The organism is Microbacterium nymphoidis (assembly GCF_021044885.1).
In the GTDB taxonomy this organism is placed as follows: domain Bacteria; phylum Actinomycetota; class Actinomycetes; order Actinomycetales; family Microbacteriaceae; genus Microbacterium; species Microbacterium nymphoidis.
In genome coordinates, this window is sequence record NZ_JAJNOD010000007.1 from 94,555 (window position 1) to 108,584 (window position 14,030).

The following is a 14,030-nucleotide window of genomic DNA, read 5'->3' on the forward strand; positions in this document are numbered from 1 at the left end:
GAGGAGTTCCCGTGAAGAAATCCATCGTCCGTGCGACCGCGATCTCGGCATCAGCCGCCGTCGCCCTCGCCCTCGCTCTGCCTGCGGCTGCATCGGCGAGCGTTGACACGCCGGAGTTGATCACCCCCACCTCGGGAACCACGCAGATCAACCTGATCGGGTTCAACGACTTCCACGGCCGCATCCTGGACGCCGAGCGCTTCGCCGCCACCGTGCTGCAGGCGCAGCAGGGGTTCGGCGAGGACAACTCCCTGGTGCTGTCCAACGGCGACGCGGTGAGCGCCTCCGTCTTCGAGTCGGCCATCCAGAAGGACGCCCCCACCATCGACGCGCTGAACGCGCTCGGGGTCGACAGCTTCACGGTGGGAAACCACGAGTTCGATCACGGCTATGACGACGCCATCGGTCGCATCCAGAACGCCACGAACGGCCCCGACCTGGCTGCCAACGTGACGGACTCGACCGGCGCGCACCCGTTCGACGAGTACGCGGTCTTCGACGTGAACGGCACGAGCGTGGCCGTGATCGGCGCGGTCACCCAGGAGACGCCCGCGTTGTCCGCCCCCGATTCCGTGGCAGGGCTCACTTTCGGCGACCCTGTGGAGGCGGTGAACCGTGTCGCGGCCCAGCTGACGGACGGTGACCCGGCCAACGGCGAGGCTGATGTCCTCATTGCGTCGTACCACGAGGGCGGTCCGCAGTCCGATGTGCCGCTCGACGAGAACGAGAAGAGTGCGGTGTTCGCTCACATCGTGAACGACACCGACCCCTCGGTCGCGGCCATCTACACGGCCCACACGCACCAGACCTATGCGTACGATGCGCCGATCCCCGGTCAGAGCGGCACCCGCCCCGTCGTGCAGGCGGGCTCGTACGCGGGCTTCATCGGGCAGGTCGTGCTCACCCTCGACGCCGACAAGAAGGTCACCGCTTCCTCGTCGTCCGTCGTGCCGACCCTCGCCGCTGACGCCATCCCCGACGACCTGAAGTCCGACCCGCGCGTTCAGCAGGTGGCACAGATCGTGGCCGACGCCGTGGCGAAGGCGGATGTGCTCGGCAGCGAGGTCGTCGGAACCCAGACGGGCGACATCACGCGAGCCAAGCAGTACGAGGACGGATCGATCACGGTCGACCCGGCTACGGGCGTCACGTCGGGCACCGTCTCGGTTCCTGACGACCGGGCGAACGCGTCCAACCTGAGCGACCTCGTCGCGCAGTCGATGGTCGACGTCATCAACGCGCGCGGAAACGCCCATGCGGATCTCGCCCTCATGAACCCCGGTGGTGTGCGCGCGGACCTGCTCGACGACGACGGCAAGATCACCTACAAGGAAGCCGCCACCGTGGTGCCCTTCGCCAACGACCTCAACGTCGTGACGGTCACCACGGAGACGCTCAAGGCCACCCTTGAGCAGCAGTGGCAGCGCAACGTCGACGGCTCGATCCCCTCACGCCCCTACCTGCAGCTGGGACTGTCGGACGGCTTCACCTACACCTACGACTCCACGCGCCCCGAGGGCGACCGCATCACCGGCATGGCCCTGAACGGGATGCCGCTGGATCCGGGCCTCACCTGGAACGTGGCGATGAGCTCCTTCCTGGCTGCCGGCGGCGACAACTTCCGTGCGCTGCTGGACAACGTGGGCAACCAGAGCGTGGGAATCATCGACACCGATGCCTTCCCCGCGTGGTTCCGCATGGTCTCGGGCGAGACCGGCACCGCGATCGTTCCGGACAACCGCCGCAACGGCATCGAGGTGCAGGGACTGGCCTCTCGCGAGCCGCTGGCTTGCATCGGTCAGAGCATCACGGTTGCCGGCTTCGATCTGGCATCGCTCGGCTACGTGCAGAACCAGGCGGTCGACGTGGACCTGTACTACGGGACCACCACGACTGAGCCCACGCAGATCGGGCAGGCGAGCGTCGACCCGGCCGCACCGAACACGGTCGTCGTGCCGCTTACCGTGCCGGCGGGGGCCGTCGGGGCTGCGTGGGTGCGCATCACCGTCCAGCCCACGGGCTCCAGCGTGACCATTCCGGTGACCGTGGACTGCCAGGTGGAAGCCACGGTGGCTCCGGAGCCCAGCAACCCGGCGCCCAAGCCCACGCTGGTGGCGACCGGTTCGGACGGCTCGCAGGCTCTGGTGATCGGCATCATCGCCGTCGTGGTGATCGTCGCCGGTGGTGCTGCGCTGCTCGTCGCGCGTCTGCGTCGCGCACGCCGTGAGGCGGACGGCGTGAACGCTGACTCGTCGGGTTCGTCCACCGACGTCTGATCCCGATTCACGCGACGCCGCGAGCCCGGAGGGGGCTCGCGGCGTCGTCGTTCTCCTGCGGATTCGGCGGGCGTCCGCGCGCATGCTAGGATTGCTCTTTGTCTGCGCGCACTCCAGCACGCAGCTCGTTCCCACTCTTCATTCCGCCCATCCGGGCGGATGCCGGCGTGGGAGCAGACAAGGGATCTTGGGTGAAGCCGTCCGGCTTCACGGTACAGAAGGAGACACCATGGCCGCAGTGTGCCAGGTGACTGGAGCTGTTCCCGGCTTCGGTCACAACATCAGCCACTCGCACCGCCGGACGAAGCGCCGCTTCGACCCGAACGTGCAGAAGAAGACGTACTTCGTCCCGTCGCTGGGTCGTAAGATCACGCTGAACGTGTCCGCCAAGGGCATCAAGGTGATCGACGCCCGTGGCATCGAGTCCGTTGTGAAGGACCTCCTCGCGAAGGGTGTGAAGCTCTAATGGCGAAGAAGGCACAGGACGTACGTCCGATCATCAAGCTCCGTTCGACGGCTGGCACGGGTTACACCTACGTGACTCGCAAGAACCGTCGTAACAACCCCGACCGCATCGTTCTCAAGAAGTACGACCCGGTGATCCGCAAGCACGTCGAATTCCGAGAGGAGCGTTGATCCATGGCTAAGAAGAGCATGATCGCGAAGAACGAGCAGCGTAAGGTCATCGTCGCTCGCTACAACGAGAAGCGTCTGGCGCTGAAGGCGGCCCTCGTGTCGCCGTCGTCGACCGACGAAGAGCGCGAGGCCGCTCGCGTGGGCCTGCAGAAGCTGCCCCGCAACGCTTCGCCGGTGCGCGTTCGCAACCGCGACGTCATCGACGGTCGCCCCCGTGGCCACCTGTCGAAGTTCGGCATCTCGCGTGTTCGCTTCCGCGACATGGCACACCGTGGCGAGCTGCCCGGTGTCACCAAGTCCAGCTGGTAAGCACCCGCAAACGCACGAAGGGCGAGTCCGTCAGGACTCGCCCTTCGTCGTTTCCGCCCGAGGGGCTTTCGTCGTCGTGTGTGAGGAGCTCGTCGATGTGCGTGAGGGGATCCGTCGTCGCCGTGCGGCGACGTCGTTCCGTGCAATGGGTTCGCGACGTGGGCGGCGTCGAATGCGTGCGGTGCACGTCGTTCGCGTAGGGTGGTTCGGCGACGTCCTCATCGGCGGGCGGCGCGAAAGGGGACCGATCTTGAACGCTGTCTGCCCTCCCGGGTTCATGAGCAATCCGGCATTTCCGCTTCTCGTGGGCGTGGCCGCCGTGATCATCGTTCTCGGCATTGTGCTCGCGGTGGTGTCCAAGCGCCGCCGAGGCGGTGCGGGCACTCTCGCGATCGGAGTGCTCCTCCTCGCCGGCGGCAGCATGTTCGCCTCGCCGGCTCCCGCAGCAGCCGCCGATTGCCCGCCGTCGGCCGCGGCCACGGCGCAGCCGAGTGCGGAGGCGACTGAGACGGGCCCCACGGGAACTCTCGCGGTCGACCTCGGCAGCATCCACGACCTGTACAACGCGTATCTGACCGCTCCCACGCAGGTCAAGCTCATCGAGGACAGCGGCAACATTGAACAGGACGTGCCGCTGCAGGACGCGCTGGCCAGCTGCCAGACCGACTACTCCGCCCCCGAGCCCATCACGATCGCTCTGGTGGACGCTGCGACCGGACGGGTCGGCTGGGCCGCGCAGATCCCCGCGGACGGTGAGGATGTCGTGGGTCTGGAAGGTGTTCCGCTCGGCGCGTACACGGTGATCCTGCTGCAGCAGCGCAGCGGCCCCGGCGACCCCGTTCCCGCGGGTGCCTCCACGAGCGTGAGCTTCCAGTGGCAGCGCACGTTCCATGAGTGCACGGTGACCGCGGAGCGCGGGCAGACGCTGACGCATGGGATCTACACCGGCGGAAACCCGGGCACTCTGGTCGCCACAGTCGACGGGACAGGAGCCACGGCCACCTTTACCGAGGCCTCGCCCCAGCAGGTCGTCCGCCTATCGCTCGGCAGCTGACGGGCGCTCGCGTCAGCCCGTGAAGGTGCGGAGGATGTCGCCGCCGAACAGCGAGAACGCCGTCACTCCGGCCGAGAGCAGCAGTACGCCCACCGTGGCCGCGACCGCCATCACCGACACACCGCTCCCGCCGCTCCCGCCGAGTCGCTGACCGCGCAGACCCACGGCGACCCCCGCCCGTGCAGCCAGCTCGCCGGCCTGATCGTCGCGGTACGACTCGGTGCGCGCCGCGAAACGGCGGTGGAACTCCTCGGCGAGCGTGACCGCCGTGGCCATCGTCTCAGCGCGATCGAAGCGCGTGTTCGCCGGCAGGTAGACGTAGAGGCGATCGGAGACCAGCTCGATCTCCGCGCCGGAGCCGAGATCGATCACCCGGGCCATGAGGTCGGGCGTGAAGATGTAGAGCGCATCGCGCTGGTACCCCTCCGGCACGATGAGCTGGAACACCGACGCGAAGTCGCCCTCCAGGTCCATCCGCGCAGCGCCTCGTCCCAGGCCCAGTGTGGGAATGATGCTGCGTCGACGATTCGCCAGCACGATGTGCGGCACCGGTGCCGGTAGCGGCACCTCGATGAAGCCGAATGGGCGCTGGATCGTGGCGGCTCCCTGGCCGCGCGCCACGGAGTGGTGGATGCCGAGCTCGAACGGCAGGCGCGGATCTGCGCAGGCCACGACCGCGCGTTCCTGACTGTGGGCCACGCGGGCGAACGCGGCCCCGGGCCGGCGGTTGTCCTCCAGTGCGTCGGCGTAGGCCCAGCCATTGGCCCACGCGAAGGCGGCGATCTTCACGCGCCGTGCGAGCAGCACGGTGTGCCAGACGAAGGACAGTGCGGCCAGCACCGTGTAGCCGATGACGAAGAGCCCGAGGATGGGCGCCACCATCAGGAACTCGGAGCGCACCAGCCACCACAGGGCCACGAGCATCGCCGCGGCGAACAGCAGCACTGTGACGAGCAGCACGAGGAACCGGCGGTACGGCGGGGTGCGGCAGATCCTCTCGTAGGTGAGGATGTCCCGCAGCCCCGCGCCGTGCCGCAGTGGCTCGAGGTCGACGCTTACAGGCGCCACGGCAGCGTGGTCCACGGCCCGTTGCGCTTCGCGGTGGCCGCAGCCTGGAAGTCGTTGCATCCCTCGAACTTCTCGAAGGCCTTCTCGTCGACGTTTCCGTCGCTCCAGTGCATGACACGGCCCACGTTGTAGCTCAGGCCGAAGTCCGCCCAGGACGAGAACGCAGGACGCGCCTCTTCGTTGATCCGGTGGATGATCTGGCGGGCCTCGGGGATGTCGCCGTGTCCGAGCGCCACTCCCCACGTGGTCATGCCGACCGCCTGACCGATCGCGTAGCCGTCGAGGGTCTTCACGTACAGATCGGGGGTGACGATGTCCTTGCCGACGCGCTTGCGGACCTGAGCCTCGGTGTACTCGATCGCCGTGACGAAGGCGCGTGCATCACGCTTGTCGCCGCCCTCCGCGACGATCGCGTTCAGCCATTCCTTCGCCTTGGGTGCCCGGCCGAGCCGCTCGCCCAGCTGTGCGCGCACGGCCAGGTAGAGCACCCACATCTCCCGGCGGCGGCGGACGGTGACCAGGCGCTCGATGTTGTCGAGCCAGTCCTGGCGGCTGTAGACGCCCCACTGCTCGACGAGGACCTTCTTCTCGCGGTCGCCCAGGGCCGAAGCCGTGGGGTCGTTCCAGTGGCCGGACGGCAGGTTCACGATCTGCAGGAAGCCGAGTGCCAGCTCGTTCGCTTCGCGGTCGGTGGTCGAGAAACGCTCGTCCGCCTTGACCTTCGAGGCCGGCAGGATCCAGATGACGATGAAGAACAGCACCACGGCACCGACGATCGCCCACACCCACCACTGGGCGACGAGCCATTCCAGGAGCGAACCGAGATCGTTGAGGTCGAGGCGGGCGGCAGGGCGCATGAATGTCTCCGGAAAGTTTTAGCTTGAACGACTGTTCAGTGATTAATGTATACGGCAGACGTCCGACTGGGAAGTTCGACGCTCGCGTGCAGAGGAGGAGGCCCCATGGCGCGCTCCGAAGAGCACAACCGGCAGGCGCGCGAGCGTGCGCGGGAGGCGCTTCTCGATGCCGCCATCACCCTGTTCGCCGAACGCGGTGTCGCGGGCGCGAGCATCGCTGAGATCACCCGTCTCGCGGGGGTCGCGCAGGGTCTCGTCAGCTATCACTTCGGCGGCAAGGATCAGCTGATCTCCGCCGTGATCGACCGCTGGTTCGAGACGGTGATCGGCATCTCGCGGGTCGAGGGCACCCCCGACGACGCACTCGCCGCCATCATCGACGGCGCCCTGCTCGCCACCGCGTTCGCCGTGCCGCTGCAGCGGGCGGTGCTGGCGATGCAGCTGCAGCCGGCCACGCACCGCCTGTTCGCGGAGTCGGAGCAGCGCCATGCGGCCGGCGTCACCGCGGCTGAGGACGCCGTCCGCGCGCTGTTTCGCGCCCGCGGCGCTGCCGATCCAGGGCTGGAGGAGGTGATGCTGCGCAGCACCCTCGAGGGCGTGTTCGTGAAGTTCGCGGTCTTTGGCGACACGTACCCGCTGGAGGACGCGCGGCGCTGGGTGCGCCGCCTCTACGGCCTTCCGGAACCTCGGGAACCGCTCCCGCTCAGCGGTTCACCGCGCGGCATGGAGCCGAGACCCCGCGCATCGGCAGGCGGCTGATCGGGGCCTCGTGTTTCGGCGGGTGTGACGTGCCGTGACGCCGTGTTGCGCCTCGGCAGACAGGGGCGCCTCGACACTCCTACCGTGGCTGATGCCGCACTTTTCTGCGGCCAGCTCCAGCCGAGAAGGACCCCCCATGAGCCAGACCACAGCTCGAACGAAGGCGCCCGATACCCGCGGGCCGGTACGCAAGCTCCTCACGTCGTTCGGATTCCAGATCCTCGTCGCCCTGATCCTCGGCGTCGTCGCCGGACTCATCGGCAAGCAGCTGGGGCCGGACGAGGCGGGCGGCGCGAACGGGCTGGCGGCGACGCTGGCCACGATCGGCTCCTCCTACGTCACCCTGCTGAAGGCCGCGGTCATCCCGCTGGTGTTCACCGCGATCGTGGCGAGCATCTCCAACCTGCGTCGTGTGCAGAACGCCGCGCGCCTGGCGGGTCAGACGCTGCTGTGGTTCGCGATCACCGCGTTCATCGCCGTGATCATCGGCATCGTGCTCGGCGTCACCGTGCAGCCGGGAGCTCGCGCCGGCGATGGACTCACCCCGTCCGATCCATACGCCGTTGGCACCTGGTGGAACTTCCTCACGGGCCTCATCCCGCAGAACTTCCTCGGCCTCACCGCCTCGACGGCGGTGGACTTCGAAGCGCAGAAGGCGACCACCAGTGTCGGCTTCAACGTGCTGCAGATCATCGTGGTGGCCGTGGCCGTCGGAATCGCGGCGATCAAGGTGGGCCGACGTGCCGAGCCGTTCCTGGCGTTCACCGAGTCGCTGCTGAAGGTGATCCAGCGCGTGCTGTGGTGGATCATCCGCATCGCGCCGATCGGAACCTTCGGCCTCATCGGAAACGCGGTCATCCAGTACGGCTGGGACAAGCTCACCTCCCTCGCCTGGTTCGCCGGTGCCATCTACATCGGCCTCGCCATCGTGCTGTTCGTGGTCTACCCGGTGCTGATCAAGACGCACGGGCTCTCCATCAAGCAGTACTTCACCGGCGTGTGGCCCGCGGTCACGGTCGCGTTCTTCTCCCGCTCGTCCATCGGTACCCTGCCCGTCACCGAGCGTGTGACGGAGCGAAACCTGGGCGTGCCGAGCTCCTACGCCTCCTTCGCCGTGCCCCTCGGCGCGACCACGAAGATGGACGGCTGCGCGGCGATCTATCCGGCCATCGCGGCGATCTTCGTGGCGCAGTTCTACGGCATCGAGCTGTCGTTCGTGCAGTACCTGCTGATCGTGCTGGTGTCGGTGGTCGGCTCCGCAGCGACGGCCGGCACCACCGGCGCCGTCGTCATGCTGACGCTGACCCTGTCGACCCTCGGCCTGCCGCTGGACGGTGTGGGCCTGCTGCTGGCGATCGATCCGATCCTCGACATGGGTCGTACCGCGGTGAACGTCGCCGGCCAGGCGCTCGTTCCCACGATCGTCGCGAAGCGGGAGGGCATCCTCGACGTCGACCTGTACAACGCCCAGCGGGAGGGGCTGCCGTTCGCAGACGACAGCGCCGACGAGGAGCCCGAGGCGACGGCGGATGCCGCAGAGGGAGAAGCGGCCCGCGTCTGACGCGGAGGGATATGACGAAGGCCGGGGCAGTGACGCCCCGGCCTTCGTCATGCGGCGCTGCTCACAGCGTGCCGGGCGCAGCCGGTGGTTGGAGCGGGACACGCGTGTGAGTCGCGTTGGCGGTTCCGGTGGCTCCGCTTCCGGTTCCGCTGGCTCCGGTTCCGGCTCCGGCTCCGGTGGTTCCGGTTCCGGTCGTTCCCGCCGCGTCCGGGCCGCTCGTGATCTCCTTGCCCACCCGCGTCTCCAGGATGCTGACCGCGTCGTCCGAGAGCACCAGGAGCCCGTCGAGTTCCTCGCGCACGCGGCGGTATGCCACCTGTCGCTCGGCGGCGGTGGCCGACTTGTCCACCGCGGTTTTCAGCAGCTGCTGAGCGCGCTCCAGACGACGGCGCTCCTCCTCGGTGAAGCCGGTGTCCCGCACGCGCCGGGCGTTCTGCTCGGCGACGTCGAACTTCACCGCGAAGTCGGTGACGGCCTCGCGATACTCGGCGAACTGCTCCGGTGTGAGGCGGACATCCGCGGTCACCGGGCGGAGGCGGTCCGCCACCCGCTTGGCTCGCAGGAAGGCCGCCGTCAGGGGTTCTCGACCGTCGCTCATCGCGGGGAAGGCGATGGTCTTCGCCACATCGAGCTCGTAGTCCAGCCACCGGCCGGTGACCTCGTCGTGCTCGTCGATCAGTCGCTGCACGTTCTCACGAGTGGCGTCTTCCGCCGGGCGTGGGGCCGTGGCGCGTGACTCCAGGAACCCGGGCGGGAACTCACCCCGCTTCGCCGCCATGAGCTCGAGTTTGCGCTGATGACGCTCCCGCTCCACCTTCTTGCCTCCGCCGAACGTGTAGTAGACCGCGGTGGCCAGTCCGAACGCCGGGAACGCCATCCACCAGTATTCGGAGATGAAGTCGAACACGTTCATGTGGTCAGCCTAGGTCTCTCTGCTCGGCGGACAAGGGGCAGTGCGATCTCAGGCGATCGAGCGCCGCAGCGGAAGGTAGGACAGCAGGGCCAGCACGGCGGTGACGCCGATGCCGATGAGGGTCCATCCCCAGACGCCGATCCCCGCGATGGCCTCGAACATCGGTACCCAGAAGCCGAGCTTGATGGCGGCGAATCCGAGCAGGAGAAGTGCGGCGACAATGGCGAAGATCACGATGAGCATCACTGTCCGTCCCCACCGGCGGTAGATGACGGCGAACACGAATCCCAGCGTGAACAACAGCATCATGGCGGTGAAGTAGGTGAGCGCCTGCAGCCAGGGGCTCTCGTCCCAGAGGCCGGGGATGCGGAAGAACCGTCCGTTCAGCCCCCAGCCGTCGAAGGCCTGCTCGAGGTATCCGCCCACCGTGAAGATCAGGGCCATGCCGATGCTGGCGAGCGCGGCGGTGGCCATCGTCCCCAGGTAGAACTCCCGGCGCGTGACGCTCATCGCCTGCGAGAACGGGAACGTCAGCGTGAGGGCGTAGATGCCTGCGCCCATGAAGTACCACATCGGTGCCACGGGCGCGCCGCCGGCGAACTTGTAGCCGAGCGAGGGCGTCACCGGGACCAGCGCGAAGATCAGCAGCGACAGCACGAATGCGCCGCCCAGGATGATCAGCGGGATGCCGATGAAGGTCATCTTGTTGAGGTTCTGCAGGCGCACGACCTTGAGGATGCGATCCATCAGCGCACCTCCTCCTTCTGCGTGAGGCGGACCACGAGCTGCTGCAGCGACACCGGAGCGATGTCGAGCCCCGCAGCGGTGAGGCGATCGCGTTCGGCGGCATCGATCGTGCCGAGTACGGTCGCGGAGGTGACACGTCCGAGGCTCTCGGTGTGCAGCACCTCCCGTCCGCTGGTGAAGCCGGATACGGCGGAGGCATCGCCCACGACCGTGACGGCGCGGCCGCGAAGATCGTCGGCGGAGGCGTCGATCAGCACCCGCCCCTGATCCAGCACGATCACATGTTCGAGGAGGTTCGCGACCTCGTCGATCAGGTGGCTGGACAGCACGATCGTTCGCGGGTGTTCGGCGTAGTCCTCCAGCAGCCGGTCATAGAAGATCTGACGGGCGACGGCGTCCAGGCCGAGATACGGCTCGTCGAAGAAGGTGATCTCCGCGCGAGCGGCCAGGCCGATGATGACACCGACCGCGGACAGCTGGCCGCGCGAGAGCTTCTTGATGCGGCGGTTCATGGGAAGCAGGAACGCCTTCACCAGGTCGTCCGCGAGGTCCTGATCCCAGTTCGGGAAGAACATGCGGGCGGCGGCGAAAGCCTGCCCGGGCTTGAAATCGTCGGGGTACTTCTGGCTCTCGCGGACGAAGCACATCCGGCCGAGCACCGCGGCGTTCTCGTACGGATCCTCACCGAAGACCCGGACCTCGCCGGTACTGGCGAAGTTCTGAGCAGTGATGATCGACATGAGGGTGGACTTGCCGGCGCCGTTGCGGCCGAGCAGTCCGTAGATCGTGTCCTTCTCGAGGGAGAGGGTGACATCGGCCAGCGCGACGGTCTCGCGGTAGGTCTTGCCGAGGTCCCGGGTCTCGATGACGACGGTCATCGGGCGGTCCTTTCGTCTGTGCCGGAGGTGTGCTCTCCGGCGCGGGAACGGATGAGTGCGGCCACGTCTGCCGCCGTGAGGCCGAGCTTGTCGGCCTCGGCCAGCAGCGGGCCGATGAATCGGTCGGCGAACGCCGTGCGGCGCTCGGTGAGGAGGGCGTCGCGAGCGCCCTCTGCCACGAACATCCCGACACCGCGGCGCTTGAGGAGCACACCCTTGTCGACGAGCATGTTCACTCCTTTTGCGGCCGTGGCCGGGTTGATCCGGTGGAAGGCGGCGAGTTCGTTCGTCGACGGAGCCTGACTGCCTTCGGGCAGGCTGCCGTCGACGATCGAGTCCTCGACCATCTCGGCGATCTGCACGAAGATCGGCTTCCCATCGTCGATCACGTCCACCTCCGGTGTGTTGGTTAGTTACTCGACTAATGAACCATGGAAGTCGCGCAATGTCAACACCGGCGTGGGGCGCTCGCGAATCGCCGGCCTGGTGGAGGAAGTTCAGCGCCCAGCGGCAGAGGAGGAGCGTGATGCGTGAGCGCGGCGTCGCACCCCTCCGGCTCCCAGCAAGCGCAGCGGGACGAGAAGGGTCCCCAGCGAGGCGCGCGTCAGCTGCGGACGATGCCGAGACGCTCGCGCACCGCATGCTGTGCGGCACCGCGGAAGCGGTCCTCGGGGCTGATCCGTGCGTAGTCCAGCGCGATCGTCGTGGCGCCCACGGGGCTCAATGACTCGGCGGCGCGACGGACTTTCTCCAGCACCTCGTCACCGAGGCGCGGCAGGGCGCCGCCGAGGACCACCGTCTCGATGTCGAGCACCGCGGAGAGCAGCCGCACATTGTTGGCCAGGCGCAGCGCCATGCGCTCCACGGACCGGGCGTGTGCCGGCTCCTTCGCCAGATCCTCCAGATCGACGGCGTCGAGGTCTTCCTCCAGGGGCAGATCGAACACGAATCTCAGTCCGACGTATCGTTCCAGGCATCCGACCTGACCGCACGGGCACGGCAGGGCGTCGTCGCCGAAGTCCACGCGCACGTGACCGAGCTCGCCGGCGCGGGCGTGTTCGCCGCGGTACAGCGCGCCATCGATCACCATGCCTGCGCCCACGCCATCGCCCACGTTCAGGCACAGCACGTTCGGGGCGTCGATGCTGCGGAACGCGTATTCGCGCAGAGCGTCGGCGTCTGCGTCGTTGATGAGGTACGTCGGCGCGGAGGTGACCCCCGCCGCGATCGCTCGCACATCCACGTCCTCCAGTCCCAGCTGGACGCACTGCAGGATGTGGTCGTTGTCCACCGCGCCGGGGACCTCGATGCCGATCGCGAGGAGGTCGGCACCGCCGTCGGCGGCGACCTCCGCGAGCACGGCCCGGAGATCATCGGGAGATCCGACAGCCGGCAGGGACACCGCTTCCGTGAGCGTCTCGCCGATGAGGTTGCTGAACACGAACCTCGACGCGTGACGGGTCAGCACGACGGCGGCGACACGGTGCTGTGCACCGTCCAGCGCCAGGCGCATCGCGGGCTTGCCGCCGGTGCTCTCGGCGAGCCCCGCCTCACGCACGTAACCCGTCTCGATCAGATCGGCGACGATCGAGGAGACGGTGGCTGCGGTGAGCCCGCTGCGGCGGGACAGGCCCGCGCGGGTCTGCTGTCCGGCGCCGTCGGCGATGAGCTGGAACAGGCGCCGCGTGTTGGCGCGGCGCATCTCCTCGTGGTTGGAGTGCCCGATGATCGCTTCACCTCCGTGACGGCTTGCGTTGATCGGTCGACCTGTCTATCGTAGGGCGCAGACTTTCGTTGTTTAACAAAGAAAGCCGCTGAGCAATCAGCAACGGACGGCCGCGCAGCCGTCCGTCCGAAGGGGAGCGAGCATCACACCCGGTGGGGGTGTGATGCGAGAGCCCCGGGGGAATGATGCGGGGCCGGGGATGAACTCCCGGCCCCGCATTTCTGCTCTTCCCCGTGTGGTCGCCCGGTTGCCCGGCGGACTCGCAGCGGTGTGGTCTCACTTGCTGCTGTGTCGGTCGCCGCCCAACGCACCCTCTGAGACCGCCGAATGGGGGGCCGGGGTGCTGAGCACGGGGGGCGGGGTGCTCAGGAGGGGCCGGAGTGCGCAGGAGCGGGCGGGCCGGCGACGGATGGAGGTGCGCTCAGAGACCGGAGCGCGCGGCGAGGAACGCCGAACCCTCGGTGCGGAACACCCGCGCACCCGGAGCGTGGACATGATCCCGGTCGGGAATCTCCAGGAACGACCCCTGCGGCAGCACGCCGGCGAGGGTGCGCGAGTCGGCCAGGATCGGGTCATCCGTGCCGGTGGCGATGAGCGTGGGCTGCTGGGGCGGACGATCCATCGGCGGCACGTCCTCGTGCAGGCGCAGTCCTTCGGCGAGCGCCAGCAGGGCACGGATGTCGTTGCTCGGCAGACGCTGCGCGAGCGTGACGTAGCGGCGGGTGATGTCGTCGGGAATCGGCGACCCGCTTTCCACGTGAGCGCGGGCCTCATCCAGCTGCAGTCTGCCCAGCGGCCGGCCATCGGGGATGCCGCCGAGCACGCCGTGGGTGATCATCTCAGCGTGGGCGGTCATGAACTGCCAGCCCACGCGCCCTCCGAGGGAGTAGCCGAGGTACGCGGCCTCATCCACCAGGTAGGTGTCGAGGGCGATGAACAGGTCCGCCACCATCGCCGCCATGCTGTACTGATCGGCGTCATGCGGCTTGTCGCTGGCGCCGTGGCCGCGCAGATCCACCCCGATGACGCGGAACCCGCGGCGCAGGAGCTCTCGGACCCACCCGGTGTCCACCCACGTGTCCCGCATCGACGACGCGAATCCGTGCACGGCGAGCACGGTGGGGCTGGTGTCCTCGCCCCACGAGTAGGTCGCGATGCGATGGCCCTCCCCGCTCATCACGTACTGGGGTGCGGGCATGGGGGTGAGCGGTGCGGGAGTTGTCACCCCTCCATCCTCCACCCGCGC

The 14,030-nt window shown here is 68.0% G+C and carries 15 protein-coding genes; 7 read left to right on the forward strand and 8 right to left on the reverse strand.

Annotated elements, in window-relative coordinates; translation table 11 throughout:
- Positions 1 to 11: 11 nt before the first annotated feature.
- From LQ566_RS16315 to LQ566_RS16335, 5 genes are all read left to right on the forward strand, one after another.
- Positions 12 to 2,276, forward strand: coding sequence for a bifunctional metallophosphatase/5'-nucleotidase (locus LQ566_RS16315; protein WP_231092837.1), 2,265 nt, complete (start codon positions 12 to 14; stop codon positions 2,274 to 2,276).
- A 229-nt stretch (positions 2,277 to 2,505) separates the two neighbouring features.
- Positions 2,506 to 2,742 (forward strand): 50S ribosomal protein L28, encoded by a 237-nt coding sequence (gene rpmB, locus LQ566_RS16320; protein ID WP_018187658.1) that lies wholly within the window; start codon positions 2,506 to 2,508, stop codon positions 2,740 to 2,742.
- Complete coding sequence (rpmG, locus tag LQ566_RS16325; RefSeq protein WP_005051772.1) at positions 2,742 to 2,912, forward strand: 50S ribosomal protein L33; 171 nt, start codon at positions 2,742 to 2,744, stop codon at positions 2,910 to 2,912. The genes rpmB and rpmG overlap by 1 nt, the downstream gene beginning before the upstream one ends.
- Before the next feature lie 3 nt (positions 2,913 to 2,915).
- Positions 2,916 to 3,221 carry a 30S ribosomal protein S14 gene (gene rpsN, locus LQ566_RS16330; RefSeq protein ID WP_231092838.1) on the forward strand — a complete coding sequence of 102 codons (306 nt, stop codon included), beginning with the start codon at positions 2,916 to 2,918 and terminating at the stop codon, positions 3,219 to 3,221.
- A gap of 277 nt (positions 3,222 to 3,498) precedes the next feature.
- Positions 3,499 to 4,275, forward strand: coding sequence for a hypothetical protein (locus LQ566_RS16335; RefSeq protein WP_231092839.1), 777 nt, complete (start codon positions 3,499 to 3,501; stop codon positions 4,273 to 4,275).
- 12 nt (positions 4,276 to 4,287) lie between these two features.
- Here the strand turns inward: LQ566_RS16335 and LQ566_RS16340 are convergent, their stop codons facing one another.
- Together LQ566_RS16340 and LQ566_RS16345 are read right to left on the reverse strand one after the other, a co-directional pair.
- Entirely contained in the window at positions 4,288 to 5,343 is a 1,056-nt protein-coding gene (locus LQ566_RS16340) for a hypothetical protein (RefSeq protein WP_231092840.1), read from the reverse strand.
- Positions 5,331 to 6,200: a DUF1266 domain-containing protein gene (locus LQ566_RS16345; RefSeq protein WP_231092841.1), complete on the reverse strand. Its 870-nt coding sequence runs from the start codon at positions 6,198 to 6,200 to the stop codon at positions 5,331 to 5,333. Before LQ566_RS16345 ends, LQ566_RS16340 begins: the two co-directional genes overlap by 13 nt.
- 105 nt (positions 6,201 to 6,305) lie before the next feature.
- Here LQ566_RS16345 and LQ566_RS16350 point away from each other — a divergent pair, with 105 nt between their 5' ends.
- Positions 6,306 to 6,959 (forward strand): TetR family transcriptional regulator, encoded by a 654-nt coding sequence (locus tag LQ566_RS16350; protein WP_231092842.1) that lies wholly within the window; start codon positions 6,306 to 6,308, stop codon positions 6,957 to 6,959.
- A gap of 136 nt (positions 6,960 to 7,095) precedes the next feature.
- Complete coding sequence (locus LQ566_RS16355) at positions 7,096 to 8,520, forward strand: dicarboxylate/amino acid:cation symporter (protein WP_231092843.1); 1,425 nt, start codon at positions 7,096 to 7,098, stop codon at positions 8,518 to 8,520.
- A gap of 61 nt (positions 8,521 to 8,581) precedes the next feature.
- On the opposite strand, the gene LQ566_RS16360 is transcribed toward LQ566_RS16355, so the two are convergent.
- The 6 genes from LQ566_RS16360 to LQ566_RS16385 all read right to left on the reverse strand — a co-directional run bounded on the left by LQ566_RS16360 (position 8,582) and on the right by LQ566_RS16385 (position 14,009).
- Positions 8,582 to 9,433 carry a hypothetical protein gene (locus tag LQ566_RS16360; RefSeq protein WP_231092844.1) on the reverse strand — a complete coding sequence of 284 codons (852 nt, stop codon included), beginning with the start codon at positions 9,431 to 9,433 and terminating at the stop codon, positions 8,582 to 8,584.
- Positions 9,434 to 9,481: 48 nt separating this feature from the next.
- Entirely contained in the window at positions 9,482 to 10,180 is a 699-nt protein-coding gene (locus LQ566_RS16365) for a hypothetical protein (RefSeq protein ID WP_231092845.1), read from the reverse strand.
- Positions 10,180 to 11,058 (reverse strand): ABC transporter ATP-binding protein, encoded by an 879-nt coding sequence (locus LQ566_RS16370; RefSeq protein ID WP_231092846.1) that lies wholly within the window; start codon positions 11,056 to 11,058, stop codon positions 10,180 to 10,182. The genes LQ566_RS16365 and LQ566_RS16370 overlap by 1 nt, the downstream gene beginning before the upstream one ends.
- Positions 11,055 to 11,447, reverse strand: coding sequence for a GntR family transcriptional regulator (locus LQ566_RS16375; protein WP_231092878.1), 393 nt, complete (start codon positions 11,445 to 11,447; stop codon positions 11,055 to 11,057). The genes LQ566_RS16370 and LQ566_RS16375 overlap by 4 nt, the downstream gene beginning before the upstream one ends.
- 215 nt (positions 11,448 to 11,662) lie before the next feature.
- Positions 11,663 to 12,760, reverse strand: a complete 1,098-nt coding sequence (locus LQ566_RS16380) for an ROK family protein (protein WP_231092847.1) — start codon at positions 12,758 to 12,760, stop codon at positions 11,663 to 11,665.
- A 445-nt stretch (positions 12,761 to 13,205) separates the two neighbouring features.
- Positions 13,206 to 14,009, reverse strand: coding sequence for an alpha/beta fold hydrolase (locus tag LQ566_RS16385; RefSeq protein ID WP_231092848.1), 804 nt, complete (start codon positions 14,007 to 14,009; stop codon positions 13,206 to 13,208).
- Positions 14,010 to 14,030: the final 21 nt, after the last annotated feature.

What these genes read in the sequence shown, in the direction of transcription:
- LQ566_RS16380 (WP_231092847.1), bottom strand. Translation starts at nt 12,760, where the DNA reads ATGCGCCGCGCCAACACGCGGCGCCTGTTCCAGCTCATCGCCGACGGC.
- rpsN (WP_231092838.1), top strand. Translation starts at nt 2,916, where the DNA reads ATGGCTAAGAAGAGCATGATCGCGAAGAACGAGCAGCGTAAGGTCATC.
- LQ566_RS16370 (WP_231092846.1), bottom strand. Translation starts at nt 11,058, where the DNA reads ATGACCGTCGTCATCGAGACCCGGGACCTCGGCAAGACCTACCGCGAG.
- LQ566_RS16335 (WP_231092839.1), top strand. Translation starts at nt 3,499, where the DNA reads ATGAGCAATCCGGCATTTCCGCTTCTCGTGGGCGTGGCCGCCGTGATC.
- rpmG (WP_005051772.1), top strand. Translation starts at nt 2,742, where the DNA reads ATGGCGAAGAAGGCACAGGACGTACGTCCGATCATCAAGCTCCGTTCG.
- LQ566_RS16355 (WP_231092843.1), top strand. Translation starts at nt 7,096, where the DNA reads ATGAGCCAGACCACAGCTCGAACGAAGGCGCCCGATACCCGCGGGCCG.
- LQ566_RS16360 (WP_231092844.1), bottom strand. Translation starts at nt 9,433, where the DNA reads ATGAACGTGTTCGACTTCATCTCCGAATACTGGTGGATGGCGTTCCCG.
- LQ566_RS16365 (WP_231092845.1), bottom strand. Translation starts at nt 10,180, where the DNA reads ATGGATCGCATCCTCAAGGTCGTGCGCCTGCAGAACCTCAACAAGATG.
- rpmB (WP_018187658.1), top strand. Translation starts at nt 2,506, where the DNA reads ATGGCCGCAGTGTGCCAGGTGACTGGAGCTGTTCCCGGCTTCGGTCAC.
- LQ566_RS16345 (WP_231092841.1), bottom strand. Translation starts at nt 6,200, where the DNA reads ATGCGCCCTGCCGCCCGCCTCGACCTCAACGATCTCGGTTCGCTCCTG.
- LQ566_RS16350 (WP_231092842.1), top strand. Translation starts at nt 6,306, where the DNA reads ATGGCGCGCTCCGAAGAGCACAACCGGCAGGCGCGCGAGCGTGCGCGG.